This window comes from Lentzea sp. (genome assembly GCF_035525475.1).
Taxonomy (GTDB): Bacteria; Actinomycetota; Actinomycetes; order Mycobacteriales; family Pseudonocardiaceae; genus Lentzea.
The window spans coordinates 1-25,462 of the sequence record NZ_DATLEC010000156.1 but is presented as its reverse complement, the minus strand read 5'-3'; the positions used below and the strand labels follow the sequence as shown (position 1 = coordinate 25,462).

Here is a 25,462-nt window from a genome sequence, read left to right as displayed (position 1 = left end):
CGTGCGGCTTCACACCCGTTCCTCCCTCCTGGCCAGGCGATGCGCCGCGCGCAGACCGGACCGCACGGCGGCCTCGCTGCACGGGCTCAGGAACACCCAGTCACCGGCGTAGTCGACGACACCGCCCAGCCCCGCCTCGAACCCCGACCGCAACGCGAGGGCCCGCGGTGTCGCCTCGGGCAGCGCGTGCCGGAACCGCCGCACGATCGCCCTGCCGGTCGCCGCGCGGAGTCCGGGCACCAGGCGCTCGGCGGCGTCGACGAGTCGCTCCACCACCTCCACGTCGGGTGCTCCCATCAACTCCCCCGCGACCGACGGATGGGCCATGACCGTGACCAGGCCACGGTTCTCCGGCGCGCGGCCGGGGTGCTTGAGGTGGTCGAACATGATCGTGGACACCGTGCCGCTCTCGGCGGTCGGGACGACCACCGCGTAGTCACGACGGCCCAGCGGACGGTCGAGCAACAGGTGCGCCTTCACCACGGAGGAGAACGAACACGCGTCGATGAACTCCGATCCGTGCTCCGGGTGCACGAGACGAACCACCGGGGCGGGCACGGCCAGCACGACCGAGCGGGCACTGATCTCGTTGCCACCCAAGGAAATCCTGGCAGAGGAACCGTCGTCGACCACCCGGTCGACCGGAGCCGATGTGGTGACGTCCACCTTCGAGGCGAGCGCGCGGGCGAGCGTGTCCATGCCGTCGCGGTAGGTCCGCCAGGTCGACGCCGGACCGATCGAGGTGAGCAGCGCCAGGAACGGTGCGATGGCGGACCGTGCGGGGTCCCAGCCGAAGAACCCCGACACGACCGGCTGGCACAGGTAGTCGAGCAGGTTTCCCCGGCACGCCTGTGCGACCGTGGCGTGCGACGAGTCTTCCGGGCGTTCCAGGTCGAACCGCCCGCGCAGCAACCGCAGCAGCTCCAGCCGGGCCCGCACGGACAGTCCCGCACCGCTGAGCAGGCCGCGTGTGCTCGCGACTCCCGGCCGTGCCCGGCCGCGCCACATCGCGATGCCCCGCCCGATCCTGGGCACCTCGCCGCGGTCGATGCCGAGCTCTTCCAGCAGCCTCCACGTCTCCGGGTAGCCGGTCTCCGGGATCTGCTCGGCGCCGGTGTCGACGAGGAAGCCGTCCTCGCGCACCGTCGTCATCCGGCCGCCCACGACGTCGGCCGCCTCGAACACGCGCACCTCCCGCCCCGAGGCCCGCAGCCGGAACGCGGTGGTCAGCCCGGCGACGCCGGCGCCGATGACGGCAACGTCCAGATCGGTCACGTGAAGACCACCAGGTTCACGACGACCAGTGCCAGCACGGTGATCCGGTGGATGCGGATGCCGAGCATCCTGGCCCGCAGGATGTCGTGCTGGGCGAACCCGATCCACACCTGCCGGACCCGCAGCACGATCGTCGGCAACAGTGCGAGCGGGAACCACCACGGACCGTCCAGCACGGGCACTGCCGCGATCAGCGCGACCTCCGCCGCCGACACCGCGATGACGAAGAACATGTTGCCGCGCGGTGAGGTCAGCGCCGCGACGGTGGGCCTGCCGACCGACCGGTCCCCCGCCACGTCGTTGGTGTTGGAGTACACGCCGAACAGCAGCGGCCCCAGCCCGAACAGCAGCGCCTGGGCCAGCACGAAGCCGTCGATCCGGCCGGTGGCGAGGCCGTACGGCGCGAGCACCAGCGCCCAGCCGAGACCGGCGATGAAGAACTCCTGGAAGCCGTGGTAGCTGAGCTTCACGCCCCACGAGTACTGAATCGAGAAGAAGTACGTGACGGCGATCAACACGATGGTCCACAACGGAGTGTGTGGTGCGATCGCGATGGCGGCGAGCCACAGCAGCGCGCCGATCACCCCGGTGACCCAGCCGAACCGCAGCACCTGCTCCTCGGTCAGCGTGCCCGCCACCAGCGGTTTGCGGCACAGCCTGCGGGCAGGGGCGTCGGGCGAGTAGTTGGTGACGTCGCTGCCGTCGCGGTAGCCGGTGAGGTCGTCGAGCGCCACCATCGCGGCGATCACGAACACCTCGCCCAGCAGGAACACCCCGGTGGTGGCGAGCACACCCGCGTCGAACCGCAGCGCGGGGACGAGCAGCGTCCACACCACGACCACGCCGAGGTAGTAGTCGAGGATGTCGAGCTTCGCGAGCCGGAAGTAGGCGGTGCCACGCGCACGCGTGGCCACTGCGAACGCTGTCATCGCCGGTCCTCCAACGCGATCAGCGCGGCGAACGAGCGGTCGCCGCCGTAGGTCAGCTCGTGCCGTTCGACCAGCCTGGAGCCCGGCAGCAGGGCGAGGTAGTCGTCGAGGTCGCGCAGCCGCGAGTACCGGCCGACCGGGATGTCCGCGTGCTCGTACTCCACGAGCACCAGGTGCCGCGCCGCGCCCGCGATCGCGCGGCACGCCCTGGCGATCTCGTCCTCGTCCAGCACGTGCATCAGCACCCATACGCAGACCGCGACGTCGAACCTCTTGTCACGCCAAGGAAGTCTCTGCACGGCGGTCTGCCGGAACTCGACGCCCGGCAGGTGGGCGCAGGCCACGCGGGCAAGCTCGAGCATGCGCGGCGTCATGTCGATCGCGGTGACGGCTGCGGCCTGCGCGGCGATGACCGGGGTGATCCTGCCCATGCCGCAGCCGATCTCCAGCGCGGAGCCGATCGGGCCGAGCGAACGCAGGTGGTGCGTGACGAGCTGACGGGTCCGGGTGGTCGTGCCTTCGGCGAGCTCAGCCGGTTGCGACGCACGCATGACGCGGGTCAGGCCCGGGCGGCCGGCCCGCCTGCGCCACTCATCCGCGATCTCGTCGGGTGCGGGAACCTGCGTTGCCTGGACCTTCATCAGGACTCCTTGGCGAATCGGCACACCGCGTCCGCGATGTGTTCCACCTGCGCATCGGTCAGATGCGGGTAGATGGGGACGGCCAGCGCGCGGCGCGCGGCCAGCTCGGCCGCGGGCCAGGCGCCGCCACGGGCGTACGGGGCGAACGCGGGTTGGCGCGGAAGTGCCGCCGGGTAGTAGACGTGCGAGCCGATGCCTTGTGCGGCAAGGTGATCGCGCAACTCGGTCCGGCGTTCGACGAGCAACGAGTAGACGTAGTGGCAACGGCCGTCGCTTGCGGGCGGCGGAGCGACCACCCCGCAGCCGGCCAGGTCGCTGAAGCGTTCGGTGTAGTACTCACCGATGCGGGCGCGGCGTTCGAGCCGTTGCGGGAGCGTGGCGAACCGGTGCAGCTGGAACGCCGCCATGATCTCGTCGAACCGGCTGTTGCAGCCGATGCGGTGGTGCACGAACCGCGTCCCGCCGTCCTGGCCGTGGTTGCGCAGCATCCGCACCACGGCGCCGAGTTCGGGATCCGAGGTGACGACCATGCCGCCCTCCCCCGGCATGCCGAACGTCTTGACCTGCACGAACGAATAGACGCCCGCGTCGCCCCACATACCTGCGGGCGTGCCGCCGAGCACACCACCCTGCGCGACGGCGGAGTCCTCCAGCAGCCGGACGCCCGCGCTGTCCGCGATCGCACGGATCGCGGGCATGTCGGCCATCACCGAGAACATGTGCGCGGGCATGATCACCTTGGTGCGCGGGGTGATCAGCCGGGCGATCTCGCCAGGATCGGCGACCATCGTCCACGGGTCGACGTCTGCGAAGACCGGGGTGGCCCCGAGCAGCACCGGAGCGGCGGCGAGCGGTGCGCACCCGAACGCGGGCACGATCACCTCGTCGCCGGGGCCCACGTCCATGGCGCGCAGCACCAGTGACAGCGCCGCGGTGCCGCTGCCGCAGGCGATCGCGTCGGCGGCGCCCACCGAGTCGCGGACCACCTCCTCGAACCGGGCGGTGTGCGCGCCGAGGATGAACTTCTGCTCCGGCGCCAGACCGATGTCCTCGACGATGCCCAGCAACGCGTCCTGCTCGCCGTCGAAGAGGTCGGGCGGGAAGAAGGGCAGGGTCATGACCGTCCTCGGTAGAAGTCGCGAATTGAGCCGCAGACCTTTTCGACGTCCGTTGCGGACATGTCCGGATAGAGAGGCAGTGCGATGGTGTGGCGGCACGCCGCCTCGGCATTCGGGAAATCACCGGAACGATGTCCCAGGTAGCGGAAACAAGGCTGCAGGTGTAGAGGTACCGGGTAATAGACTTCGGTTTGCACTCCCCGCGCCGAGAGGTGTGCGGCCAGTTCGTCGCGCGCCTCGGCTTCGATCACGTAGACGTAGAACACGCCGCCTGGGCGCGCCGCGGGCAGTTTGCGCACGCCGGGCACTCCCGCGAGCGACTCCGTGTAATGCGCGGCGAGCTGCGCACGGCGGGCGATGTCCGCCTCCAGGCGGGTGAGCTTCGCGAGCAGCACCGCGGCCTGGATGTCGTCCATCTTGCTGTTCATCCCCGGCATCCCGGTCTCGGTGGAGATGCCGGGGAAGTTGTCGATCGTGCGGCCGAACCGGCCGTGGTGGCGCAGGGCGTCGACCACGCCGGCGATGTGCGGATCGTCGGTGAGCACCGCGCCGGCGTCCCCGATCGCGCCCAGCGTCTTCGTCGGGAAGAACGACAGCACGCCGCCTGCTCCGAGCAGGCCGGCATGGGTGCCGCGGTGGCGCATCCCGATCGCCTCCGCGCTGTCCTCGACCACTGTGAGGCCCAGCCGCCGTGCGACGCCGAGCAGCGCATCGACCTCCACGAGCTGCGAGAACAGGTGTACCGGCATGACGAACCTGGTGCGTTCGCCGGCGACGGCGGCCACCGAGGCGGGGGCGATGCCGTACCCGTCGGGCTCGATGTCGGCGAAGACCGGGCGGCCGCCGGCGAGCACGACCGAGGACGCGGACGCGACGAACGAGAAGGCCGGAACGACCACCTCGTCCCCCGGCCGCAGACCGGCGGCCCGCAACAGCAGCACCAGCGCGTCCGTGCCGCTGTTGACCCCGATGACGAACCGGGCGCCGGTGTAGGCGGCCAGCGCGGATTCCAGCTGGGCGACCTTGTGGCCGTGCGAGTATTTGCCGTTCTCGATCACGTCGACAATGTGTCGCCGGGTCGTGGGCCACAGTTCCGCGAATGTGGCCGATTGCGTGTGGAAAGGGACCGACAGCGTACCCACCTCCGGGGGTGAATGACCGTTTCCGAGAGTAGGGCAGCTGATCGGGACGCCGATCCGGTTCACTCTTCCTGGTCAAGAAGGAGTGGCGGGCGTTGACACCTCCGGCACCGCTGCCGCTAACGTCGAATTCGGCCTGAATTCCTAGTTCGAAGATGGGGCTCAACCGTGCAGTCACTCGTGGTGGGACTCGGCCGCGCCGGAGCAGGTCTGCACCTCCCGGTGCTCGCGAAGGCACGGGCGCGCGAGCCGCAGCTCTTCGGTGGTCAGGACGTCGTGGCGTGCGACCCGTGCCGGAGGCCGCCCGACCGGCCCGGTCTCGTCACCACCGCGAGCATCGGCTCGGCGGCCTCCGGGCTCGACCCCGCCGGCACGGTGGTGCACGTCTGCACACCGCCGGCCCAGCGGCACGCGGTGATCACCGAGCTGGCCGAGCTCGGTTTCCGCAACATGATCGTGGAGAAGCCGCTCGCGTCCGACGCCGACGACCTCGCGCGGATCATCAGGGTGCGGCGCAAGCACCGGCTGCACATCGAGGTCGTCGAGCCGTGGCTCACCAGCACGCTCACCTGGCGGCTGATCGAGCTGACCCGCTCCGGCCTGCTCGGCGCGCCTAAGTCGATCACCATCGTGCAGAACAAGCCGCGGTTCCGCCGTTCGCTCGCGGCGCCGGGCCACCCGACGGCGTTCGACGTCGAGCTGCCGCACGGCGTCGCGCTCGCGTTGCGGCTGGCCGGTGCCGCACGGGTCACCCACGCGGCGGGATCCGACCTCGAGGTCGACGGGCAGTTCAGCCCCCGGATGGGCGGCGCGGACGTCGGTCTCCGGCACATCTCGGGCGTGCGCACGGAGATCAGCTCCGACCTCACCTCCCCTGTGCGGGAGCGGCGGGTCACCGTCGACTTCGCGCACGGCAGCGCGGTCGGGCACTTCGCGGTGAGCGATGACGACGACCACTCGCAGCTGACCGTGCGGGCGAACGGCCGCGGGAAGCACCTGGTGCTCCGCGACGACTCGCTGACCGAGTGGATGATCCAGGCCTACCGCAAGTTCCGGGTCGGCGGCGAGCAGACGCGCGGGTTCAACTTCGCCGCCGAGGTCGTGCAGCTGCTCTCGGTGGCCAAGAACATCTGCGCGGAGCCGGTGGTGCCCGCGGCCCGCGCGGGAACCGGCTACGCGGCGGTGGCGCACAATGCCGGTTGAGCTCGTCCTGGCCGGTATCGCCGACGAGGCGGCGCACGACCTCACCACCCAGATCGAGGTGCTCGAAGAGCTGGGCTGGTCCGCGATCGAGCTGCGCACGATCGACCGGCGGGCCGTCGCCGACCTCACCGACGACCGGTTCGCCGCGGCGGCGACGGCGTTGGCGGACAACGGGGTGCGGGTGATCTGCCTGGACTCGCGGATCGGCAACTGGGCCCGTCCGATCACCGCGGACTTCGAGCAGGACCTCGCCGAGCTCGACGTGCTCGCCCGGCGGGCCCGGTCGCTCGGCACCCGGTACGTCCGGATCATGTCGTACCCCAACGACGGCCTGAGCGACCAGGAGTGGCGCGCCGCGGTGGTCACCCGGATCAAGACGCTCGCCCGCAGGGCCGAAGCCGCCGGCGTGGTGCTGCTGCACGAGAACTGCTCGGGCTGGGCGGGTACGGGCGCCGCGCGGATGCTCGAGCTGCTCGACGAGGTCGCGAGTCCGGCGCTGAAGCTGTTGTTCGACACCGGGAACGGCGTCGCGCACGGCTACGACGGCTTCGACCTGCTCGGCGACATCGTCAGCCACGTCGAGCACGTGCACGTCAAGGACGCGGACACGCGCGGGTTCACGATCCCCGGCGAGGGCGTCGCGCGGGTGGCGGACTGCGTGAAGCTGTTGCGGGCGAACGGCTACCAGGGCGCCTGGTCGCTGGAACCGCACCTCGCCCTGCGGCCGCACGAGCCTGGTGAGCCGGCCGCCGATGCGGTGGCGTCGTTCCTCGCGGCGGGCCGGGCGATGGCGGACCTCCTCCGGTGATCGGACCGGACCGCGACCTGCTGCTCCGCCTGCTCGGCCTGCCGACCGCCGGTCCGCTGGAGACGACGGCCGAGGTCCACCTGTGGGAGGCGATGGACGTGTTCGCCTCGGCGGCGGCCGACGTCGGCTTCCGCGTCGCGCACCTCGCCGCACCCGATCCGTCGGTCCTTCGCCGTCAGGACGTGCCGTCGGTCCTCCACGACGTGGGGCCGGAGTTCCTCGCCTGCCAGCCGAGCCTGGTGCTCCGGCTCGGGCCCGCTCACCCCGCGGTGATGTTCAACGTGCACCTCGACACCGTGGCGCCGTTCGAGCCGGAGGGCTTCGACGGCACCAGGTTCCACGGGCGCGGCGCGATCGACGCCAAAGGTCCCGCCGTGGCGATGCTGGCCGGGATCCGGGCGGCGGTCGCGGCGGACCCGTCGGTCGGCCGCGACGCCGGGGTGCTGATCCAGGCCGTGTCCGGCGAGGAGGGCGGGGCCATGGGCACGTTCGGCACCCGGCCGCTCGTCGAAGCCGGGTTCCACGGCGAGCTCAACGTCTTCTGCGAGCCGACCGGACTGCGGCACCTGCCGCGCTGTACCGCGGCCATGACGGCGAGCGTGCGGGTCGACGGCGACGACGCGATCGACGACGAGCCGCACCGGGGCCACAACGCCACCGTGCTGCTCGGCTTCCTCGCCCAGCACCTCGCCGCTGGACTCGCGCCGCGCGGCCAGGTCTGTGTGGCGGGCCTGCACACCGGTCAGCTGCACAACCGCGTCTACGGCAGCGGCGAACTGCTGTTCAACATGGCGTACGACTGCACGGAGTCGGCGCGGACCATGAGCGCTGCGATGGAGACAGGCCTGCGGACCGGTCTCGCCGAGTTCTCCGACCGCTTCCGCGACGTGCCCTTCTTCCACCGCACCGCCGCCGACGCCGCGGCGATCACCAGCCTGCGGTGGGCGAAGCGCGGGCTGCCCGCCCTGCCTGCACAGGACATCCCGCTGCTCGACGCGATCGTGCCGCGGTGGCCCGCCGGCGAACCGGCCTTCACCTGCGACGCGATCTGGCTCGCCGGCGTGCCGGGCACCCGGACGACAGTGCTCGGGCCGGGTTCGCTCGGCGCCAACAACGCGCACGCCCGCGGTGAGTTCGCCGGCGTCGACGAGCTCGACAGGTTCAGCGACGTCGTGCGCGACATCGTCCTGCGGTTCACCAGGAATGGAGGAGCATGACGGTTCTGGTGCCCTATCGGACCCTGCTGTCCACAGTGGCCGATGTGTTCACGGGAAGGGGGATGCCCGCCGACCGGGCGACGATCGCCGCCGAGGCGCTGTGCCACGGCGAGCTGACCGGCATGACGTCGCACGGCCTGGTCAACCTGACCCGGTTGTACCTCCCGCTGTTCGACGACGGCCGCACGGACCCCACGGCGGACATGGTGACCCAGACCGATCTCGGCGCGTGCGTGCTCGTCGACGCCCGGCGCACGCTCGGGCTGTGGTCGGCGAGCCAGGCCATGGAACTGGCGTGTGCCAGGGCCTCCCGGCACGGCATCGCGATGGTGTCGTTGCGCGGCGCCACGCACATCGGCTGTGCGGGCCACCACGCCGCCCGTGCAGTGCCGCACGGCATGATCGGCCTGATCGCGTCGAACTGCGGCGGCCAGCGCATCGCCCGGCCGCCCGGCGGCGCCGCCCCGATGCTCGGCACGAACCCGCTCGCTCTGGCGTGTCCGGCGGGCGACGCGCACCCGTTCGTGCTGGACATGAGCACCACCGTCGTGCCGACCGGCCGGGTGCGCGCCGCGGCCCGTGCGGACGAGCGGATCCCGCCGGGCTGGCTCGCCGCCTCCGACGGCACGCCGGTGACCGACCCGGCGGCGTTCGACCGGGGCGACGCCCACCTGCTGTGGCTGGGCGGCGATCCGGAAACCGGTGCCTACAAGGGTTTCGGCCTGGGCCTGCTGGTCGAGGTGCTCGCCGCGCTGGTGCCCGGCGCGGCGCTCGGGGCGTTGTCCGCCGACGGCGACCGGGACGACGACATCGGCGTCCTGGCGGTCGCGATCGCGCCGGACCTGCTGCGCACGGGGTTCGCCGCCGACGCGGCGTCGCTCTTCGCCGCGGTGCGCGGCTGGCCAGCGCTCGACCCGGCCGCCCCGGTGTCCTACCCCGGCTGGCACGAGGGCGAACGGGCAGCGCGGTTCCGGGAGCACGGTGTGCCCGTGCCGCGCGCGTTGTTCGAGGAACTGCGATCGGTGACGACGGGAGTGCACGCGTGATGCGGCTCGGCATCGTCGGACTCGGTGTGATCTCCCGTTTCTACCTGGCCGCGCTGGAGAGGTCACCGGACTTCACGCTCGCCGCCGTCTGCGACCGCGACCCCGCGGCGCTGGCCGGTCACGGGGTCCCCGGCTACCGCGACCACCGCGAGATGCTCGCCGCGGGCGGACTGGACGCGGTCGTCGTCACCGCGCCGAACGACGTGCACGCCGTCGTGTGCCGGGACGTGCTCGACGCCGGACTGCCGGTGTGCGTGGAGAAACCGCTGGCCACCACCCTGGCCGACGGCCGCGCCCTGGCCGGCCTCGCGGCCAGGCGGCAGGTCGCGTTGTTCACCGCCTTCCACCGCCGCTACAACAGCAACGTGCTCGCGTTGCGCGAGAGGATCGGCGACGCCGACATCGAGTCGGTGACGGTGCGGTACCTCGAAAAGATCGAGGAACACGTCGGTCACGACCGCTGGTACCTCGACGCGGCGCGCTGCGGCGGTGGCTGCGTCGCGGACAATGGCCCGAACGCGCTCGACCTCGTCCGGCTCTTCCTCGGGCCGGTGGCGCTGCGCGGCGTGCGGATCGACCGGGACGACGCCGGCGTCGACCGGCAGGCGGTGCTGGTGCTCGACCGCGCGACCGTGCGGCTCGACTGGTCGTTCCCCGGTGAGGTGAAGGACGTCGGGGTCCGGCTGGGCGACGGGTCGGTGCTCCACGCGGACATGCTGGCCGGCTACCGGGAGTTCAAGGAGTCGCTCCGGCACGAGTACGAAGGCGTGCTGCGCGAGTTCGCGGAGGCGGTGCGGTCGGGGCCGGCGTGGTCCGACGGCGGCCTGGCCGCTCTGTCCGTCGTGGACGAGGCATACCGGAGGGAGACGCATGCGTGAGGACGGGCCGAAACGGGAGATCACCGCGACCGTCGTGAAGGTGCTGGTGCACCAGCGCGACGACCGCGGGATGAGCCTGGAACCGTTCGCCAGCCGGTGCGTGCGCGAAGGCGAGGTGCACGAACTGGTCACCACCGACCACGACGACACCACGCCCGGCGCGCGGATCGACAGGGTCGGCTTCCTCGGGTTCGCCGAGATCGGGTGCGCGGGCGTGATCGACCGCGGTGACGAGGTGTGGATCGGCGGGGTTCGCGTGGGCACGGTGCTCGGGTTCGACGGATGCCACTTCCCCAACCACTACAACATCCTCATCCACGTGCCGCAGCCGCGCACCGGGCCCGACCTCGGCCTGAAACCCGAGCTGGGCGTGCGCTTCACGCAGCCGGACTGACCTCGACGAGCACAGGCCCCGGGCGGATCGCCCGGGGCCTGTGCCGTCACCAGGGTCAGCGGCCGAGCAGCGGCACGTCCAGCTTGCCCATGTGGTAGTCGCGCACAGCGAACACGAGCTCGTCGACGGTCAGTTTGCCGTTGCCGTTGGCATCGATCTTCCGGAACGCGTCGGCGGCGGCGGAAGACTCGACACCGACGGCGTCCAGCCACTTGCCGAACTCCTGCGGGCTCACCTCACCGTCCCCGTCGGTGTCGCACATCCCGACGATCGCCGCGATCGTGGGACGCACGACCCGGTTGAACCCCGAGTCGCCGTCCTGGAAGATCTGCGACTCGGCCACCTCGATGAACTGCTCCTCGGACATCGCGCCGTTCGGCCCGACGCCCGCCTTGGTCGCCAGGTACTCGAACATGCTCGTGAACGAGTCGATCAGGGCGCGCGCCTGCGGCGACGCGTGGTCCTCGCCGAACGCGTCGATGATCCGGCGGGCCTCCGCCTCGTAGTCGGACTTCTCGATCCGGCCGTTGTGGTTGACGTCCCACTTCTCGAAACGCTTCTTGAGCCGGTCGTTCTTGGCCGTGGCGGTTGTTGCAGCGGTCATTCGGGCACTCTCCTTGTCACAGAAGTTCGGAAGAACTGATGTCCGCCCGCCGGGCCTCACCCCGGCAGGCAACCCCCTGCGGCGGGCGCACTTACAGGCGCACGACCTCCTCTCCGGGAACGCGGCCCGTCACGTCGAAGAACAGCCGGGCGGTCCTCGCCAGCCGGCCGAGGTCGTAGTCGCGGTGAGCGACGAGCAGCACGGCGGCGTCCGCGGTCCGCAGGGCGGCGCCGAGATCCGGCACGGCCGGACCGAGGCCGGGCACAACACCGGCCACCGGGTCGTGGTAGCTCACGATCGCGCCGAGCTCACGCAGGCGCAGCGCGATCCGCACCGCGGCGGACTCACGGGTGTCCGGCACGTCCGCCTTGTAGGTGAGGCCGAGCAGCAGGATCTTCTTTCCCCGCAGAGGTTCTCCCTGCTCGGCAAGCATTCTCGTCACCCGTTCGACCACATAGGACGGCATCTGGTCGTCCACCCGCCGTGCGGCGTGCACGACACCCAGCCGGGTGCCTTCCCGTTCGGCCTTGTCCAGCAGGTACTTCGGGTCGACCGGGATGCAGTGCCCGCCGGCACCGGGGCCGGGCACGAACGGCGCGAACCCGAAAGGCTTGGACGCCGCGCAGTGCAGCACGTCCCACACGTCCACGCCGATGGTGTCGCAGAACATCGTGATCTCGTTGACCAGCGCGATGTTCACGTACCGGTAGGTGTTCTCCAGCAGCTTGGCCATCTCCGCCTCACGAGTGCCGCGCGCCACCACCACCGTGTCGACGAACCGCCCGTAGAACGTGGCGCAGTGCTTGGCGCACAACGGGGTGTGGCCGCTGACGACCTTCGGGGTGTTGCGCAGGCCGAACCGCGGGTTGCCGGGGTCGATCCGCTCGGGCGAGTAGGCGAGCGGGAAGTCCTCGCCCGCGACCAGCCCGTGCTGTTCCAGAATCGGCCGGACGACCTCGTCGGTGGTCCCCGGATAGCTGGTCGACTCCAGCACCACCAGGGTGCCGGGCCGCAGGTGCTCGGCGATGGTCGTGGCCGCGGCGCGCACGGCCGCCAGGTCCGGCCCGCCCCCGGCGTCGAGCCCGGTCGGCACGCAGATCGCGATCGTCTCGGCACCGCTCAGCACCGACGGGTCGGAGGTGACGGTGAAGCCACTGGCCTTCATGTCCCGCAACTGAGCCGCCGACACGTCGAGCACGTGCGAGCGGCCCTCCGCCACCGCGGCGGTCACCTCCGGTGAGGTGTCGTACCCGATCACCGACAACCCGGCGGCGACGGCTTCCGCGGCCAGTGGCAGCCCGACGTAGCCGACACCGACCACGACAAGATCGACAGACACGCATGTCCTTTCCAGCTCGTCACACGGGATCACTCCTTGACGGAGAACGAACCGCTGCCGGCGGCGACGTGCGAGCCGTGCTCCGGTTCGACGACCAGCCCTGGAGTCAGGCAGAGCGGGTCGCCGTGCACCACGACATCGGAGTCGGTCAGGTTGACCAGCACGTGCGCGTCGGGCGGGAGTTTGAAGCAACCGCTGGGATCGTCGTAGATCGCGACCGGCGTGATCTCGCTCGAGAACACCGCCACCCGGCCCGTCGCGGCCTGCGCGGGAAGGCTCACCGAGACGAGGAGAGCGGTGGCGGCGAGCGTGCCCAACATCGTGGAGACAAAACGTTTCATCGGGTCCTCCAGGTCCAGAACATCGCTCTCCGCACGCTAACAATGACTCACCGCTATCTCGGGTTCGTGACCAAATATCACGCGTCCAGGTCGTGGTCGGCCCCCACGAACATCCGAACGGGGGACATCCAGTGCGCCTCTGAGTGTTCGTCCAGCTCAGGAATCCGCATGAACGAGCAAGCGACCAGACCATCGGGCAACGCCGGCGTGACTCACCGCATTTCCCGGGCGGATCGGGATCGAGCGGCCGTTCCGGCCGGCCGTCTTGGACGTCGACACAAACACGGGGCATGAAAAGGGCCATTTGAGGACTGCGTTGACGGATTACATGATCGAAGGGGTAGATTGCGTCTCGCTAACCCAGGACCTCGGTGACGTGGCGTGCTCCTCGATGATCGTGGACGCAGAACACGAGCCGGGGTTTTCACATGCACGGGTCTCCACACAGCCTGTTCTGACAGGCCTCCTGCGCGTCGCTCGCGTATTTCCGCCCGTCAGCTGCGTCGTGAGCGCCGGCGTGACCCAGACCGGCACGGTAGTGACCGGAAGCCCCGGCAACGACGGCAACACCTGCTCCCCTGCGCTACGCCTGCCTCCTCCCGGCCGCGCCCAGGCCATCCACACCGAATTCCGTGCACACACAGCGAAATCCAGAAGAGAAACATCACCTGCGTTGATTGATGCTTGGAAACTGAATCGCACATTGGTCGATCAAAGCCGAATCCGATGCACAGTCGATTTTGCTGGGAACGCCTCGCACTGGGGCGATCATGCTCATGTCGTACCCGTCGAATAACCGAACCGGCCGTTTTCCGGCCGGGAACGGGAGTCCCGGGCATGATGTCGGCGCTCACTGCCCTGCGGCTGAGCTACCACCACTTCGTCCGCTGCAGGCCGGCCAGGTCCTCCGGTCGTGGCGCGCAGGGGTGACGCGCAGGGGTGCCGCGGTGATCTCGGCGCGTTCTGCGGGCCAGCCGGCCGTGGGTGGTCGGGGCCGTCGAACACCCGGCCTCGCTGACCACGTCGGGCCCGGTAGAGCGGTCTGGCTACCAGTCTCGGCCGTCGTCCCGCCCCCTGGATGCCGGGAACTGAAGGCGAGCGTCGGCCGTCTCATCCGGCGGAGGGCCGGCCTTGCCCAGGGACGCACCCTTCATGACCGTCCGTGCACCGGGTCCTGGCACTCACGGTCACGTCCGGCCAGTATGTTCGCGAGCCGTCGAAGCGAGGGAGTGTGCGCCCGTGGTCAGGGTGGACAGCATGGACGAGGCCGAGCGCCTGAAGGAGTCACTGCGGGGCGGGCGCGTCGCGGAGGTCGTCGGGTCGGTGACCGGCGTCGGGCTGGTGGGCGTTCCGACGACCGGCGCTGACCGCATCGAGGTCGACCCCGCCGACTTCGACCAGGCGATCCGGCACCTTTACCGGCGCCGCGACGAACTGGCGGGGCACCTGGCGGACAGCGCCGTTCTGGCCGCGCCGCTGCCCGACGGCAAGGGGCCGGTCGCTGTTCACATGCGCAGGGCGTTCGGTCTGCGGGCCAGGGACGTCGAGGGTGGCGTCCGTGCCGCGTTGCAGTCGTACGTGCGGCAGCTCGACCTGGTGATCGACGCGCTGGAGAACGTCAAGAAGACGCACGTGGCCGTTGACGAGAACACTGCCGCGGCATTCAAGGGGCAGGCATGAGCAGGCGGGACAAGGGCTACTTCTCCGAGGAGCACCGGCCGACCGCGAAGCAGGTCAGCCAGCAGAAGAGGCTCAGCAGGCAACGCCGCGCGAACCTGCACGAGGACGCCTTCGACTCCGGGACCATCCGCTGGGAGGCGTACACGCACCAGCAGATGTGGGACATGGTGCACTCGGCGGACCTGCCGGGGATGTCCGTGCGCAGCGGCCAGTGGCAGGACCTCGCGCCTCAGCTGCGCAGCACCTCCCGCTCCGTGCAGGACGTCGTCAACAGGCTCATGTCGTCGTGGCTCGGTCCGTCCGCGGAGCTGGCCGCCCAGGCGGCGTCGGCGCTGACGTCGTGGGGTGAGACGGTCGGTGACTCCGCGGAGAGGGTCGCCGACGGGCTCCAGACCTACACGACGGTGCTCCAGGAGACCAAGAGGCGGCTGCCCGAGCCCGTCCACTACTGGGCCGAGCGGCACTTCAGGGAGGGGTACGACGTCAAGGTGGTCGACGGACCGCAGGGCCTGAACCTGCTCGAGCAGCTGACCGACGACCACATGCCGACCAAGACCGAGGCGCGCAACGCCAAGGCGGAGGCGGTGGCCGTCATGCAGGTCTACGAGAACGAGAGCAGGAACACCCGCGGCACGCTTCCGGTGTTCGACACGGCACCACCGACCGCGCAGCAGCCGGGTCCGGCCGCCCCGCCGCCGACGACGGAGCGACCCGTTCCCCCGCCGCGACCCGGGCCGACACCGACGCCGCAGCCGCCGGAGCCGGTCCCTGTGCCGGATGTTCGACCGCCGGGACCGGACAACACCGACACCACCGCGGTTGCCGCCTTCGGTCCCGCCGGCGCGGGATCCTCTTACGGCTCAACGACTTTCGGCGGACCTGGCGGCGTCCACGCTGCCACGCCGGGGATGTCCGGCGGCGTCTCGTCGGGCACGCCGGGCAGCACCGGACCGGGGATACCGGGTGGCGCCACCGGGGTGCTCGGCCAGCAGGCAGGGCGCGGCACGGCGGCGGGCCTGAGCGGTCGCGGCACGGCAGGCGTGCCCGGTGCGCCGGGCTACGGCATGACGCCGCCGCCGTCCGGTGCCGGCAGGGACGAGGACCGGCACCACCCCAACCGGTACGCGGAGAAGATGGACCTCCTGGACGACATCCCACCGGGTGCGCCGCCCGTGCTGGGCGGATGAGCGACGGGTACGTCGTCGACGTCGCCGCCGTGCGCGTGACGGCGGAGCGGCTGGACGACACGGCGAGTGAGGTCGACGCGGTGGCCGCCGCGCTCGGCGAGGGTCCGGGCGGGGATCTGGGTCCGGGTGTCACGGCGGCCGCCGACGAGCTGATGCGGTCGTGGGCGGCCAGGATGACCTCGCTGCGCGACGATCTCGCGGAGGCCGCGGGCGAGCTCCGGTCGGCCGGTGCGGCCTACCTCGACGCCGACGAGCTGCGCCATGAGTGACTACCGGGGCCTCGGTTTCGACCCGGCGCCGGGTGACGCGCGCGCCGTCGCCGCGGCGAGCGAGCGGTGCCGCAACCAGGTGGACGTCCCGGGACCGCCCGCCGGGTGGGAAGGCGCCGCGGCGGAGGCGTTCGCGGCGCGGCTGGTGGACATGCGCGAGGAGCTCGAGACGGCGCGACGCACCACGGGCGCGGCCGCGGACACGTTGGACGACTGGGCGGGGACGGTGCTGGCGAACCAGCGCAGGGCGGAAGAGCTCGACGGACGCGCGCGCGAACTGCGGCGCGCGATCGAGGACGCGGACAACGCCGTGGTCCTGGCGTCCTTCCGGGGCGGGCCGGAGCACGTGGCGGCCTCGGCGCGGCTGGACGAGCTGCGCCGCGAGCTCGACGGCGTGCTGGCAGGCGCGCGAGAGCTGGAAGCCGACCACCGCAGCGCCGCGCGGCGGGTCGCGGAGCGGTTGCGGCGGCTCGTCACCGGTGGGGTCGAAGCGGCCGGACAGGTGCCGAGCCGCGAGGAGATGTTCGGTGGCGTCGTCCGCGCCTTGAACGACTACTCGGCGTTGGGCAGCGCACTGGCCGGGACGCTGCTCTCCACACCACGTACCTCCAGCGCCCCCGCCGGTGGGGCGGCTGCCTTCGCCTCGGCACTCGGTGAGCGGTGAGACTCACGCCGGTACGGGGCGTCATCCCGGTTTCCGTGGGCTCGGTCGAGACGACGTCCGCCGAGCTGTTGTCGTTGCTGCGGCAGATGCGCGGCCCGGACAGGGCGCGCGATCCCGGGCTGGAGGTCGCGGCGACGCAGGCCGCCGAGCTGGCCCAGCGCCACGACGCCGGTGTCGTGGCGCTCGTCGAGCACCCCGACGCCGACCCGGCGGTCCTGGTGGCCGGTCTGGTCGCGGTGGAGCGCGCGCTGACACCGGAGGCCGCCGAGGAGCTGTGCTTCCACCTCGCCGACGCCGGCGGTCCCGGCATCAAGGAGATGACCAGCGGCAGGACCGGCAACGGCTATCCCGTGGTGATCGTCGAGCGCATACCGGCGGACGGTGTCGGGGCGCAGCTCCAGATCGTCGTGCCCGATCCCGCGCACCCGAGGATCGCCGTGTTCACCCTGCACTCCCCCACCGGGCGCGGATGGCTGGAGCTGGCGGGCATCGCCGGGCGGTTCGTCAACGGCGTGGAGTTCACCTCGGCAGGGCGTGGCGGCGGTACTCGGACGGCGGCTGCCCGACCAGCGCGCGAAAGGCACGGGAGAAGTGCGTCGCACTGACGAACCCGCAGTCGCGGGAGATCTCGGCGACGCCGCGGGCGGCTTTCGCCGGGTCCGCCAGCAGCGCTTTCGCGCGGTCGATGCGCAACGTCCTGATGCGCTCGGCGACGTTCTGCTCTCCCTCGAACACCTGGTACAGGCGGCGGAGCGAGATGTTCAGCGCCTTGGCCACCTGGCCCGGCGTCAGGGACGGCTCGCCGAGGTGCGCGCGGATGTGCTCGAGCGCGGCGCGCCGGTGTTCGGTGGCGATGTCGGCACGCCGCAGCTTCTCCCGCAACGCGCTGCGCAGCACGAGCTCCGCCAGTCCGACCAGGTGGTGGGCCACGCCGACGGGGTCCAGCACGTCACGCGCGGCGATGGCGTGGCCCACCGCACCGGAGAACGCGGTGCGCAGGCCGGCGCTCACCTCGACGGGCTGGAACATCAGCGGGTGCAGTTCGCTGAACCCCGTCGACAGCCTGGATTCCGGCACGGTCAGCAGGACGGCGCCGACGGGCAGCACGTGCAGCGAGCAGTCGCCGAACACGTGGGTGTCCTCCGGCAGCGAGCGGTGCACCGGGCACCGCATCAACAGCTGGATGGACCTGGGTGTCCGTCCGGACGGCGAGCCGGTCAGGGCGGCCTTCGCCGCTGCCGCACCGGAAGCACGCACGACCAGCACACCGCTCGCTACTTCCGCGTCGTGCCGCACGCGGACAAGATTAACCACGGGAGTACTGATGGCACGGCGTTCACCCGCGACCGGCGCGATAGTCCTGTCGCACCTGGAGTTCGACCTGGTGTGGGAGGACCTCGGCTTCGGTGACCCGCCCCCGGCGCTCGACGTGCCGTCCCACGGCGCCACGGAGGCCGACCGGGACCGGCTGGGCGCCGAGGCGGCCGCGACGCTGGCGAGCGCCGGTCTGGTCGACGACCAGGACGACGTCGTTCCCGAGCTGGAGGAACTGCTCGGGATGCTCCACCACCACACGGTGTCGCTCGACGCGTTGGTGTTCGGCGAACAGCCGTGGCGGGTGCTGGCCGCGGTGCGGGGCAGCCGGGGCGTGCTCGCGGTGCTCAACAACGAGGAACTGGCCCTCGAACCCATCTCGGGCGACGACCTGGTGCGAGCCGTGGCGAAGGTGCTCGGTGATCGCCCTGCCGGACCCGGTGAGCAGGTGCGGCTGCCGCGGCCGGCGTATTCGGCCGCGCTGCGGGGATACGCGGAGAACGGCTACGACGCCCTGGAACGAGCGCTGGCCGACGCGGGTGTGCGCGGCAGCGCGATGCGCCCGCTGATCACCATCGCGGAGGCGGGCCGGCTCGGCGCCGGACAGCTGGCCGTGACCGGCAGCCGGGGGCGGTCGCCGGTGCTCACCTGGTCGGACACGGAGGCGGGCCGGTACGTCATCACGACCGAGGACGTCCGCGACGAGCAGTGGGTCCGGGTGGTCCCCGCCGACCTGGCCTGGATCACCCGGCGCATCGCCGACATGGTGGCCGACGCCTGGTAGGACAGGCCCGGGGCGTGGCCCGCACCGATGCGCGGCCTGCGGGACCGCCGAGCCGCACGTGGACGCGCTCGTCGATCGGCGGGTGGTCTGACGACGAGTTCCCGGCACCTGCTCGTGACCGTCGGGATCTCGACGGCCGACGAGCCCCTCTACCGCGCCATCTTCACCGAGCAGGCCACCTGTCCGACCGTCCGATCGGCTCATGGCCCTGCACCGGGGTCACACTTGCCGCCGGACCGGTCGTCATGCCCGCCGCGACCGGTTCGTCCAGCACCGCTGCCAGCACCTCCGCGCCCGCGGCCAGCGCGGCCTCGGCGGCGACGGCGGTGAGCCGGCTCAGGCGGGCCGCCAGCGCGGCGGGCCGCGACGCCATCGCGCGCTGGCCGAGCTCGAGCCCGATCAGCTTGCCGTGCAGGTCGACCGTCACCACCACGTCGTCCTCACGCGCGGTGCGGGTGATCGCGTCCAGCGCCGCGCGCGCTTCGAGCGGTCCGCGTTCTTCGTCCTCCGCCAGCATTTCGTCGATGGTCGGCGGCTCGTGCGTCATCGGACCATCCAGCTTTCCGGTGTGGTGGACTCGATCTCCTCGGTGAGCTCGGCGTCGGCGCGGATGCCGAGCGCCTCCAGGTGCTCGTCGCCGAGGACGTGCCTGGCCCGCTCGTTCGCCCGCGCGGTCGCGATCCGCACCAGGGTGAGGATCTCGTCCGCCAGCGCGGCGCGGCCGAGCCGCATCGACCGTTCGGTCAGCGTGATGGCGCGCATCCCGCCGCCCACGCCGACCTCGACGGCGATGCCCGTGGTGTGGTGCGCGTGTCCGGTGATCACGGGTGCACTCCTCCGTAGAACTTCGTTCTGCTGAGCTGGTGGGTGTTGCGGCGCACCTGGTCGCCGGAGTTGCCCTCGATCAGCGTGACCGTGTCGCCGTCGACCTTCTCGACGATGCCGATGTGCTTGCTGGTCGCCGGGCTCTGCGGGCCGGTGCCGAACAGCAGCACGTCGCCGGGCCGCACGTTCTGCTTCAGATCGCCGTTCCCGTAGGCCTTGCCGTGCCGCTGTCCCCAGCGGTAGACGTCACCGGTGAACGGCAGAACGGGGATGTCCACACCGGCCTTGCGCCACATCGCCGTGGCGAACGACGAGCACCAGTAGGTCGTTGGCCCGTAAGGGTTCCGGTTGCTGCCCGGCGGGCTCTCCCGCGTGCCGATCTCACCGCGGGCGGCGGAGACGATCTTGCCCGCCTTCGCCCCGGACGGCTTGGTCACGCCACCACCGCCGCTCCGCGCCACGCGGGGGTCGGCGATCCCGTCGTCCTCGAACTCCCTTTCCAGCGACCGGAGCTTCCGCTTCGCCTCGGCCAGCTCGGCCTTGACCAGCCGCACGTTCCGCACCGACTCCTGGGTGTACCGCGGCTCGAGATCGGCCGCGGCGGCCACCGCCTTCATCAGCGCGGCCCGCGATCCACTCGCGACACCGGCGTCGAGCAATGCCGCGGCTTTGGTGACGTACTCGTCGATCAGCCGTTGCGCGGCCGTGTGACCGGTGACCAGCGCACTGCTCACCCCCGCCACCACCTTCTCGGCCTCCGCGCTGACGGACGCCGTCACCCGGATCTGCTTGGCCAGCCGGTCGGAGCGCCGTTCGAACTGCTCCGACGTCGCACCCTCCCACTGACCGAGCGCCTTCGCGGCGGCCTGGCGCACGGCGTCCTGCTGGTCCTCCAGCGCACTGCCGGCCTGGTGCAACGCGAACTGCGCGCGCATCGCGTCGTCGGCCTTGCCCGCCAACGCGTTGCGGTGCCCGACCATCCTCCTGGCGAACTGGAGCGCCATCGCCCGTGTGTCCACGTCATCCTCGCCCGAGGTCGTCGGCGATCGCGTCGTCCTGCGCGCGGTAAGCCCGTGCCAGGCGCTCGGTCGACCGCGCCAGCCGGTCCGCGTTGCGGCCGACCCCGTCGACCTGCCGGTGCAACGCGGCCCCGAACGTCTCCAGCGCCGAGGCGAACCCGGTCTCCTTGCCGATCCGCCCGAAGCTGTCGTCGGCGATCTCCCGGACCTGCCGCACGTGCCTGCTGCCGATCGACGCGAGGTCGTCCGCGATGTCCCTGCCCTGCCGGACGTAGCGGTCCAGCGCACCGGGGCTCACCGCGAACCCGTCGCGTCCGGACTCACCGCCCCGCCGCGGTGGCGCGCTGCCGGTCGTGCCCCGTGCCGCCCGGCGCGCGACGTCGAGGTACTTGCGGTACGCACCACTGGTGTAGGTCGACCACGGCGTCCACGACTTGCCGTCACCGGACAGCGAGTTCGCCACCTTCGCGTTGACGCGGGGATCGAACAGCTCGCGGTTCGAGTCGAGCCCGTACCGCCCGCGCCGCTCGGGTCCCATGGCGCCCAGCATGTTGATCTGCCAGAGACCGTAGGAGTCGTCCGGCGGCTTGCTGTTGTGCGCGCGGGGATCCCCGCCGGACTCCGCGAGGGCGACGGCGACCGCGATCGTGAGGCCCTGGCCGTCGAATCCGGCGGCGCGGGCGTGTCGCGCGATCTGCTCGGGGCTCAACCTGCTCATGCGGTCAGCGTGACCGCTCGTCGGAGGCGGCGACATCGGCGTTGCGCGCTGAGACAGCAGCGCTGCACAGCTGGACCAGCGGTACGCGATGCACGCCCTCGTCACCGTGCCCCACTCACGGACGCGTAAACCCGATTGAGGGGTTCTGTCATTACCTGTAAAGGGAGACCCTTCCAGGCGCGCACGACGGGGAGTTTCATCGGAGGTGCCCGGGGTACCGACATCGATTGGGCGGCCCCGACGAAAACCTCCGCTATGAAAGGAATTCATGCGAGCCACGTTCATGTACGGAGCGGGCGACGTGCGCGTCGAGGACGCGCCGGACCCGGTGCTGCGGCAGCCCACCGACGCGATCGTGCGAGTCGTGCGGTCGTGCGTGTGCGGTAGCGACCTGCACCCGTACCACTCCATGCCCGCGTCCGAGCAGGGCACGCCGATGGGCCACGAGTTCCTCGGCGTGGTCGAGGAACTCGGCTCGGAGGTGACCGGGCTCAAACGCGGTGACCTGGTCGTGTCGCCGTTCGCCTACTCTGACAACACGTGCGCGTTCTGCCGCGAGGGTCTGCACACGTCCTGCCGCAACGGCGGGTTCTGGGGTGCGCCCGAGGTCGGCGGTGCGCAGGCCGAGGCCATCCGGGTGCCGCAGGCGTCCGGCACGCTGGTCGAGCTGCCCGGCGTCGAGGAGGACTCGGCGTTGCTGCCGTCGCTGCTGACGCTGGCCGACGTGTATGGCACCGGCTACCACGCCGCGAAGCAGGCACGCGTCAACGCGCGCACGACGGTGACGGTGATCGGTGACGGCGCGGTGGGGCTGCTCGCGGTGTTGTCCGCGAAGCAGTTGGGCGCCGAGCGGATCGTCCTCATGGGACGGCACCAGGACCGCACCGACCTGGGCCGCGAGTTCGGTGCCACCGACGTGGTGGCCGAGCGCGGCAAGGAGGGCATCGAGAAGGTCCGCGAGCTGACCGGCGGCGAAGGCACCCACGCGGTGCTGGAGGCGGTCGGGCACATGAGCGCCTACGAGATGGCCGTGGGCGTCGTCCGGCCCGGTGGTGTGATCAGCCGGGTGGGCGTGCCGCAGTACGAGGAGGCGCCGGTCGGCTTCGGCAGCCTGTTCGGGCCCAACATCACCCTGACGGGTGGTCCCGCGCCGGTGCGCGCCTACATCGACGAGCTGCTCCCCGCCGTCCTGGACGGCACCGTCGACCCCGGCAAGGTCTTCGACCTCACCATCGACCTGGAGCAGACGCCCGAGGGGTACCGCGCCATGGACCGCCGCGAGGCGCTCAAGACCCTCATCCGCTTCTGAGCGGGAAGACACGACGGTAAAGCACGTCAAGCTGGGCGACCTGGCGGTCTCCCGCATCGGCCTGGGCGCGATGGGCATGTCCTTCGGCTACACCGGGGCCGGCAGCGACGACGCCGAGTCGATCCGCACCACCCACCGCGCTGGACGACCTCACCACGCCCACCGGCGACCGCCACAATGAGCAGCAGATGCGGATGATCGACCGCTGACACCGATGGGAAGCGACATGGAGATCCTGCCCCGGCAGCCCAGCGCCAAGGGCCCGGCCGAGATGTTCACCGGCGACGTGTGGTTCGACGTCATCGCCAAGGGCGAGGAACCGTCGCGCATGCGGGTGAACACCGTCCGGTTCGCCCCCGGCGCCCGCACCGCCTGGCACTGCCACGCCGTCGGCCAGACCCTGCACGTCACCGAGGGCGTCGGCCTGGTCCAGTCCCGTGGCGGCGAGGTCGTCGAGATCCACCCCGGCGACACCATCTACACCCCACCGGGCGAATGGCACTGGCACGGCGCCGCCCCTGACCACTTCATGACCCACCTCGCCATGTGGGAAGCCCCGGCGGCCGGTCAGGAGTCCGAGTGGGGCGACCACGTCACCGACGAGGAGTACACCGCGCGGTGACAACCGGACGCCCCGGTCGTCGGAGTGACCAGCGCAGGGCGACACCGGCATCGGGCGCGACCAGGTCGCGGAAGTCCTCGTCCGCAGCCTGCTCACCGACACCGCGGCGGTGCGGCCCGACGCGCCGGGAGCTCTCGACGGCGCCGGTGACCCGGCCGTTCGCGCTGACATCACCCGGCTCTCCTGCTCCCCACAGCGGTGACCGCGCCCGCGAGCCCAGCCGCACGACGAAAGGACCACCCCATGCACAACGTCACCCTCAACAACGGCGTCGAGATGCCGATCCTCGGTTTCGGCGTCTACCAGATCCCGCCGGAGCAGACGGAGAAAGCCGTCAGCGACGCCCTCGCCGCCGGGTACCGCTCGCTCGACACCGCCGCCGCCTACGGCAACGAGGAAGCCGTCGGACGCGCGATCAAGAGCAGCGGCATCCCGCGCGAGGAGCTGTTCGTCGCGACCAAGCTGTGGGTCCAGGACAACCCCGCCGAGGCCAACACCAAGCGCGCCTTCGACACCTCGCTGCGCAAGCTCGGCCTGGACCACGTCGACCTGTACCTGATGCACCAGCCCTACCGCGACGTCCACGGTCAGTGGCGCGCCATGCAGGACATCCACCGCGAAGGACGCGCCAAGGCCATCGGCGTGTCCAACTTCCACCCCGACCGGCTCGCCGACCTGGTCGAGCACAACGAGATCACGCCCGCGGTCAACCAGATCGAGACCCACCCGTTCTACCAGCGCGCCGCCGACCAGGACCTCATGCGCGAACGCGGCGTCCAGATCGAGTCGTGGGGACCGTTCGCCGAGGGCCGCAACGACCTGTTCACCCACCCGGTGCTCAGCGGGATCGGCGGGGCGCACGGCAAGTCGGTCGCGCAGGTGGTGCTGCGCTGGCTGGTCCAGCGCGACGTGGTCGTGATCCCCAAGTCCGTGCGCGCCGACCGGATGGCCGAGAACATCGACGTCTTCGACTTCGCCCTCACCGCCGACGAGATGGCCCGCATCGCCGCTCTGGACACCGGCGCCTCGCTGTTCTTCGACCACCGCGACCCCGGCATGACCGTCCAGCTCGGCAACCACCGCCTGACCGGATGATCCGGTGTCGTCTCAGCTCTGCCCGGAAGGGCGTGCCAGGGTCGTTCCCGCGACGAACTCGCACGCGAACAGCTCCTGCGGCACGTCCCACGGCGGGCTGGAGAGCAGCTGAACGGCGCGGCAGCCCGTCTCCCACCTCGGCACGCGCATACCGGTGATCTCCAGACCGTCGTGCTCCGGCATGTCGAGCGTCAGCACGGAAAGGTGCTCCGGCACGGAAAGACCCCGGCGTCGCGCCGCACCGATGAGTGCGACCGCGTCGTCGGGGTGTTCCGTGATCACCGCTGTCACGCCGGTGCGCAGCAGCTGGTCCAGCCACGCGGCCGGAACGTGGACGCCGTGCAAGCCCAGGGTCGTCACCGCGGTGTGGAAACCACGCCGGCGCTCCACGGAGGCAGCGCCGAAGGGAAGTCCTATGTAGACGATGTTCCTGTGCCCGAGCGCCGCGGTGCGCGCGACGAGTCCGCGCACACCCGCGGCGTAGTCGATGTCCACGTACGGGACGAGCCCGCCGGGACGTTCCCGCCGGCCGATCGACACGAACGGGATCGCGTGGTCGGCGAGGAACGCCAGGTCGTGGTCGTCGACCACCCGGTCCAGCAGCACGCAGCCGCTCATGCCCAGGCGTTCCACGCCCGCGAAGCCCAGGTCGGCGCACAGGACCAGCCCGCTGCCGGTCCTGTGCGCCTCTTCGGCGATGCCCGCCAGAGCGGGCGTGCTCTCGCCGGGAACGACGTCCCGGGAGAGCACGCCGATCACGCTCACGGATAGGCCACCAGGTACCGCACCTGGTTGGCGGCGTTCGCGACTCCGCCCGTGCCGTTGATGACGTTGGCGATCGTGCCCACACCACCCAGCGACACCGCGACCAGGTGCGTGAACCGCACACCCGACCGGTTCGGTGCCTCGAACGCGTTGTCCGTCACGATGCTCGGATCCGCCTGGTTGAAGGCGTAGACACCGACACCGAACGCCTGGTGCGTCGTCACCGAGTCCGCGACCTTGTACCCCGCCCATCCCCGCTTCGATCCGTTCATCCACGCG

At 71.2% G+C, this 25,462-nt stretch carries 29 protein-coding genes and 1 pseudogene; 15 read left to right on the top strand and 15 right to left on the bottom strand.

Annotation, left to right across the window (positions count from 1 at the left end; genetic code table 11):
- Window positions 1-9 precede the first annotated feature (9 nt).
- The 5 genes from VM306_RS26185 to VM306_RS26165 are packed head-to-tail and all read right to left on the bottom strand — an operon-like array spanning window position 10 to window position 5,168.
- The gene (locus VM306_RS26185) at window positions 10-1,275 is read right to left on the bottom strand and encodes an NAD(P)/FAD-dependent oxidoreductase (protein ID WP_325519699.1); all 1,266 of its coding nucleotides are present in this window, start codon (window positions 1,273-1,275) and stop codon (window positions 10-12) included.
- The gene (locus tag VM306_RS26180) at window positions 1,272-2,204 is read right to left on the bottom strand and encodes a UbiA family prenyltransferase (protein ID WP_325519697.1); all 933 of its coding nucleotides are present in this window, start codon (window positions 2,202-2,204) and stop codon (window positions 1,272-1,274) included. The genes VM306_RS26185 and VM306_RS26180 overlap by 4 nt, the downstream gene beginning before the upstream one ends.
- Window positions 2,201-2,845, bottom strand: a complete 645-nt coding sequence (locus VM306_RS26175; protein ID WP_325519695.1) for a class I SAM-dependent methyltransferase — start codon at window positions 2,843-2,845, stop codon at window positions 2,201-2,203. The genes VM306_RS26180 and VM306_RS26175 overlap by 4 nt, the downstream gene beginning before the upstream one ends.
- Window positions 2,845-3,963 carry a DegT/DnrJ/EryC1/StrS family aminotransferase gene (locus VM306_RS26170; RefSeq protein ID WP_325519693.1) on the bottom strand — a complete coding sequence of 373 codons (1,119 nt, stop codon included), beginning with the start codon at window positions 3,961-3,963 and terminating at the stop codon, window positions 2,845-2,847. The genes VM306_RS26175 and VM306_RS26170 overlap by 1 nt, the downstream gene beginning before the upstream one ends.
- On the bottom strand, window positions 3,960-5,168 hold the full coding sequence (locus VM306_RS26165; protein WP_325519691.1) for a DegT/DnrJ/EryC1/StrS family aminotransferase: 1,209 nt from the start codon (window positions 5,166-5,168) through the stop codon (window positions 3,960-3,962). The genes VM306_RS26170 and VM306_RS26165 overlap by 4 nt, the downstream gene beginning before the upstream one ends.
- Window positions 5,169-5,270: 102 nt before the next feature.
- On the opposite strand from VM306_RS26165, the gene VM306_RS26160 reads away from it, so the two are divergent.
- The 6 genes from VM306_RS26160 to VM306_RS26135 are packed head-to-tail and all read left to right on the top strand — an operon-like array spanning window position 5,271 to window position 10,648.
- Window positions 5,271-6,305, top strand: a complete 1,035-nt coding sequence (locus VM306_RS26160) for a Gfo/Idh/MocA family oxidoreductase (RefSeq protein ID WP_325519689.1) — start codon at window positions 5,271-5,273, stop codon at window positions 6,303-6,305.
- On the top strand, window positions 6,295-7,113 hold the full coding sequence (locus VM306_RS26155) for a sugar phosphate isomerase/epimerase family protein (RefSeq protein WP_325519687.1): 819 nt from the start codon (window positions 6,295-6,297) through the stop codon (window positions 7,111-7,113). The genes VM306_RS26160 and VM306_RS26155 overlap by 11 nt, the downstream gene beginning before the upstream one ends.
- Complete coding sequence (locus VM306_RS26150) at window positions 7,110-8,330, top strand: M20/M25/M40 family metallo-hydrolase (protein WP_325519685.1); 1,221 nt, start codon at window positions 7,110-7,112, stop codon at window positions 8,328-8,330. Before VM306_RS26155 ends, VM306_RS26150 begins: the two co-directional genes overlap by 4 nt.
- A complete protein-coding gene (locus VM306_RS26145) occupies window positions 8,327-9,376 on the top strand; it encodes an Ldh family oxidoreductase (RefSeq protein ID WP_325519683.1) in 1,050 nt (349 codons plus the stop codon). Before VM306_RS26150 ends, VM306_RS26145 begins: the two co-directional genes overlap by 4 nt.
- Window positions 9,376-10,254: a Gfo/Idh/MocA family oxidoreductase gene (locus VM306_RS26140; RefSeq protein ID WP_325519731.1), complete on the top strand. Its 879-nt coding sequence runs from the start codon at window positions 9,376-9,378 to the stop codon at window positions 10,252-10,254. The genes VM306_RS26145 and VM306_RS26140 overlap by 1 nt, the downstream gene beginning before the upstream one ends.
- On the top strand, window positions 10,247-10,648 hold the full coding sequence (locus tag VM306_RS26135) for a DUF6917 domain-containing protein (protein ID WP_325519681.1): 402 nt from the start codon (window positions 10,247-10,249) through the stop codon (window positions 10,646-10,648). Before VM306_RS26140 ends, VM306_RS26135 begins: the two co-directional genes overlap by 8 nt.
- Window positions 10,649-10,703: 55 nt before the next feature.
- Here the strand turns inward: VM306_RS26135 and VM306_RS26130 are convergent, their stop codons facing one another.
- The 3 genes from VM306_RS26130 to VM306_RS26120 all read right to left on the bottom strand — a co-directional run bounded on the left by VM306_RS26130 (window position 10,704) and on the right by VM306_RS26120 (window position 12,932).
- On the bottom strand, window positions 10,704-11,252 hold the full coding sequence (locus VM306_RS26130; RefSeq protein ID WP_325519679.1) for an EF-hand domain-containing protein: 549 nt from the start codon (window positions 11,250-11,252) through the stop codon (window positions 10,704-10,706).
- A 91-nt stretch (window positions 11,253-11,343) separates the two neighbouring features.
- On the bottom strand, window positions 11,344-12,591 hold the full coding sequence (locus VM306_RS26125; RefSeq protein WP_325519677.1) for a nucleotide sugar dehydrogenase: 1,248 nt from the start codon (window positions 12,589-12,591) through the stop codon (window positions 11,344-11,346).
- 29 nt (window positions 12,592-12,620) lie between these two features.
- The gene (locus VM306_RS26120; RefSeq protein WP_325519675.1) at window positions 12,621-12,932 is read right to left on the bottom strand and encodes a hypothetical protein; all 312 of its coding nucleotides are present in this window, start codon (window positions 12,930-12,932) and stop codon (window positions 12,621-12,623) included.
- A 1,257-nt stretch (window positions 12,933-14,189) separates the two neighbouring features.
- Here VM306_RS26120 and VM306_RS26115 point away from each other — a divergent pair.
- Genes VM306_RS26115 through VM306_RS26095 form a run of 5 tightly spaced genes read left to right on the top strand, consistent with a single transcriptional unit; the run spans window position 14,190 to window position 17,337 of the window.
- Window positions 14,190-14,612, top strand: coding sequence for a hypothetical protein (locus VM306_RS26115; protein ID WP_325519673.1), 423 nt, complete (start codon window positions 14,190-14,192; stop codon window positions 14,610-14,612).
- Window positions 14,609-15,799 (top strand): PPE domain-containing protein, encoded by a 1,191-nt coding sequence (locus tag VM306_RS26110; protein ID WP_325519671.1) that lies wholly within the window; start codon window positions 14,609-14,611, stop codon window positions 15,797-15,799. Before VM306_RS26115 ends, VM306_RS26110 begins: the two co-directional genes overlap by 4 nt.
- A complete protein-coding gene (locus VM306_RS26105; RefSeq protein WP_325519669.1) occupies window positions 15,796-16,068 on the top strand; it encodes a hypothetical protein in 273 nt (90 codons plus the stop codon). Before VM306_RS26110 ends, VM306_RS26105 begins: the two co-directional genes overlap by 4 nt.
- Window positions 16,061-16,732, top strand: coding sequence for a hypothetical protein (locus tag VM306_RS26100; RefSeq protein ID WP_325519667.1), 672 nt, complete (start codon window positions 16,061-16,063; stop codon window positions 16,730-16,732). Before VM306_RS26105 ends, VM306_RS26100 begins: the two co-directional genes overlap by 8 nt.
- A 35-nt stretch (window positions 16,733-16,767) precedes the next feature.
- Complete coding sequence (locus VM306_RS26095) at window positions 16,768-17,337, top strand: hypothetical protein (RefSeq protein WP_325519665.1); 570 nt, start codon at window positions 16,768-16,770, stop codon at window positions 17,335-17,337.
- On the opposite strand, the gene VM306_RS26090 is transcribed toward VM306_RS26095, so the two are convergent.
- On the bottom strand, window positions 17,252-18,028 hold the full coding sequence (locus VM306_RS26090) for a helix-turn-helix domain-containing protein (protein WP_325519663.1): 777 nt from the start codon (window positions 18,026-18,028) through the stop codon (window positions 17,252-17,254). The two genes, VM306_RS26095 and VM306_RS26090, sit on opposite strands and share 86 nt — an antisense overlap.
- Window positions 18,029-18,056: 28 nt before the next feature.
- On the opposite strand from VM306_RS26090, the gene VM306_RS26085 reads away from it, so the two are divergent.
- Window positions 18,057-18,830: an ESX secretion-associated protein EspG gene (locus VM306_RS26085; protein ID WP_325519661.1), complete on the top strand. Its 774-nt coding sequence runs from the start codon at window positions 18,057-18,059 to the stop codon at window positions 18,828-18,830.
- 163 nt (window positions 18,831-18,993) lie between these two features.
- Here VM306_RS26085 and VM306_RS26080 read toward each other — a convergent pair whose 3' ends face one another.
- Genes VM306_RS26080 through VM306_RS26065 form a run of 4 tightly spaced genes read right to left on the bottom strand, consistent with a single transcriptional unit; the run spans window position 18,994 to window position 21,392 of the window.
- Window positions 18,994-19,377: a hypothetical protein gene (locus VM306_RS26080; protein ID WP_325519659.1), complete on the bottom strand. Its 384-nt coding sequence runs from the start codon at window positions 19,375-19,377 to the stop codon at window positions 18,994-18,996.
- A complete protein-coding gene (locus VM306_RS26075; protein ID WP_325519657.1) occupies window positions 19,374-19,655 on the bottom strand; it encodes a YbaB/EbfC family DNA-binding protein in 282 nt (93 codons plus the stop codon). The genes VM306_RS26080 and VM306_RS26075 overlap by 4 nt, the downstream gene beginning before the upstream one ends.
- Window positions 19,652-20,674, bottom strand: coding sequence for a CHAP domain-containing protein (locus tag VM306_RS26070; RefSeq protein WP_325519655.1), 1,023 nt, complete (start codon window positions 20,672-20,674; stop codon window positions 19,652-19,654). Before VM306_RS26070 ends, VM306_RS26075 begins: the two co-directional genes overlap by 4 nt.
- A 1-nt stretch (window position 20,675) precedes the next feature.
- Complete coding sequence (locus tag VM306_RS26065) at window positions 20,676-21,392, bottom strand: transglycosylase SLT domain-containing protein (RefSeq protein ID WP_325519653.1); 717 nt, start codon at window positions 21,390-21,392, stop codon at window positions 20,676-20,678.
- Window positions 21,393-21,660: 268 nt separating this feature from the next.
- Here VM306_RS26065 and VM306_RS26060 point away from each other — a divergent pair, with 268 nt between their 5' ends.
- The 3 genes from VM306_RS26060 to VM306_RS26050 all read left to right on the top strand — a co-directional run bounded on the left by VM306_RS26060 (window position 21,661) and on the right by VM306_RS26050 (window position 24,418).
- Window positions 21,661-22,701: a zinc-dependent alcohol dehydrogenase family protein gene (locus VM306_RS26060; protein ID WP_325519651.1), complete on the top strand. Its 1,041-nt coding sequence runs from the start codon at window positions 21,661-21,663 to the stop codon at window positions 22,699-22,701.
- 226 nt (window positions 22,702-22,927) lie between these two features.
- Complete coding sequence (locus tag VM306_RS26055; protein ID WP_325519649.1) at window positions 22,928-23,323, top strand: (R)-mandelonitrile lyase; 396 nt, start codon at window positions 22,928-22,930, stop codon at window positions 23,321-23,323.
- Between the two features lie 243 nt (window positions 23,324-23,566).
- Window positions 23,567-24,418 carry an aldo/keto reductase gene (locus VM306_RS26050; protein WP_325519647.1) on the top strand — a complete coding sequence of 284 codons (852 nt, stop codon included), beginning with the start codon at window positions 23,567-23,569 and terminating at the stop codon, window positions 24,416-24,418.
- Between the two features lie 12 nt (window positions 24,419-24,430).
- Here VM306_RS26050 and VM306_RS26045 read toward each other — a convergent pair whose 3' ends face one another.
- Window positions 24,431-25,183 carry a LacI family DNA-binding transcriptional regulator gene (locus VM306_RS26045; protein WP_325519645.1) on the bottom strand — a complete coding sequence of 251 codons (753 nt, stop codon included), beginning with the start codon at window positions 25,181-25,183 and terminating at the stop codon, window positions 24,431-24,433.
- A pseudogene (locus VM306_RS26040) lies at window positions 25,180-25,462 on the bottom strand (coagulation factor 5/8 type domain-containing protein); the annotation flags it as partial. The gene VM306_RS26045 and the pseudogene VM306_RS26040, both read right to left, overlap by 4 nt.

Bases quoted from the DNA above. Each gene is read 5' to 3' on its own strand.
- VM306_RS26175 (WP_325519695.1), bottom strand. From the start codon at position 2,845: ATGAAGGTCCAGGCAACGCAGGTTCCCGCACCCGACGAGATCGCGGAT.
- VM306_RS26130 (WP_325519679.1), bottom strand. From the start codon at position 11,252: ATGACCGCTGCAACAACCGCCACGGCCAAGAACGACCGGCTCAAGAAG.
- VM306_RS26060 (WP_325519651.1), top strand. From the start codon at position 21,661: ATGCGAGCCACGTTCATGTACGGAGCGGGCGACGTGCGCGTCGAGGAC.
- VM306_RS26050 (WP_325519647.1), top strand. From the start codon at position 23,567: ATGCACAACGTCACCCTCAACAACGGCGTCGAGATGCCGATCCTCGGT.
- VM306_RS26100 (WP_325519667.1), top strand. From the start codon at position 16,061: ATGAGTGACTACCGGGGCCTCGGTTTCGACCCGGCGCCGGGTGACGCG.
- VM306_RS26120 (WP_325519675.1), bottom strand. From the start codon at position 12,932: ATGAAACGTTTTGTCTCCACGATGTTGGGCACGCTCGCCGCCACCGCT.
- VM306_RS26140 (WP_325519731.1), top strand. From the start codon at position 9,376: ATGCGGCTCGGCATCGTCGGACTCGGTGTGATCTCCCGTTTCTACCTG.
- VM306_RS26085 (WP_325519661.1), top strand. From the start codon at position 18,057: ATGGCACGGCGTTCACCCGCGACCGGCGCGATAGTCCTGTCGCACCTG.
- VM306_RS26105 (WP_325519669.1), top strand. From the start codon at position 15,796: ATGAGCGACGGGTACGTCGTCGACGTCGCCGCCGTGCGCGTGACGGCG.
- VM306_RS26115 (WP_325519673.1), top strand. From the start codon at position 14,190: ATGGACGAGGCCGAGCGCCTGAAGGAGTCACTGCGGGGCGGGCGCGTC.
- VM306_RS26155 (WP_325519687.1), top strand. From the start codon at position 6,295: ATGCCGGTTGAGCTCGTCCTGGCCGGTATCGCCGACGAGGCGGCGCAC.
- VM306_RS26170 (WP_325519693.1), bottom strand. From the start codon at position 3,963: ATGACCCTGCCCTTCTTCCCGCCCGACCTCTTCGACGGCGAGCAGGAC.
- VM306_RS26145 (WP_325519683.1), top strand. From the start codon at position 8,327: ATGACGGTTCTGGTGCCCTATCGGACCCTGCTGTCCACAGTGGCCGAT.
- VM306_RS26110 (WP_325519671.1), top strand. From the start codon at position 14,609: ATGAGCAGGCGGGACAAGGGCTACTTCTCCGAGGAGCACCGGCCGACC.
- VM306_RS26065 (WP_325519653.1), bottom strand. From the start codon at position 21,392: ATGAGCAGGTTGAGCCCCGAGCAGATCGCGCGACACGCCCGCGCCGCC.
- VM306_RS26055 (WP_325519649.1), top strand. From the start codon at position 22,928: ATGGAGATCCTGCCCCGGCAGCCCAGCGCCAAGGGCCCGGCCGAGATG.
- VM306_RS26080 (WP_325519659.1), bottom strand. From the start codon at position 19,377: ATGACGCACGAGCCGCCGACCATCGACGAAATGCTGGCGGAGGACGAA.
- VM306_RS26180 (WP_325519697.1), bottom strand. From the start codon at position 2,204: ATGACAGCGTTCGCAGTGGCCACGCGTGCGCGTGGCACCGCCTACTTC.
- VM306_RS26135 (WP_325519681.1), top strand. From the start codon at position 10,247: ATGCGTGAGGACGGGCCGAAACGGGAGATCACCGCGACCGTCGTGAAG.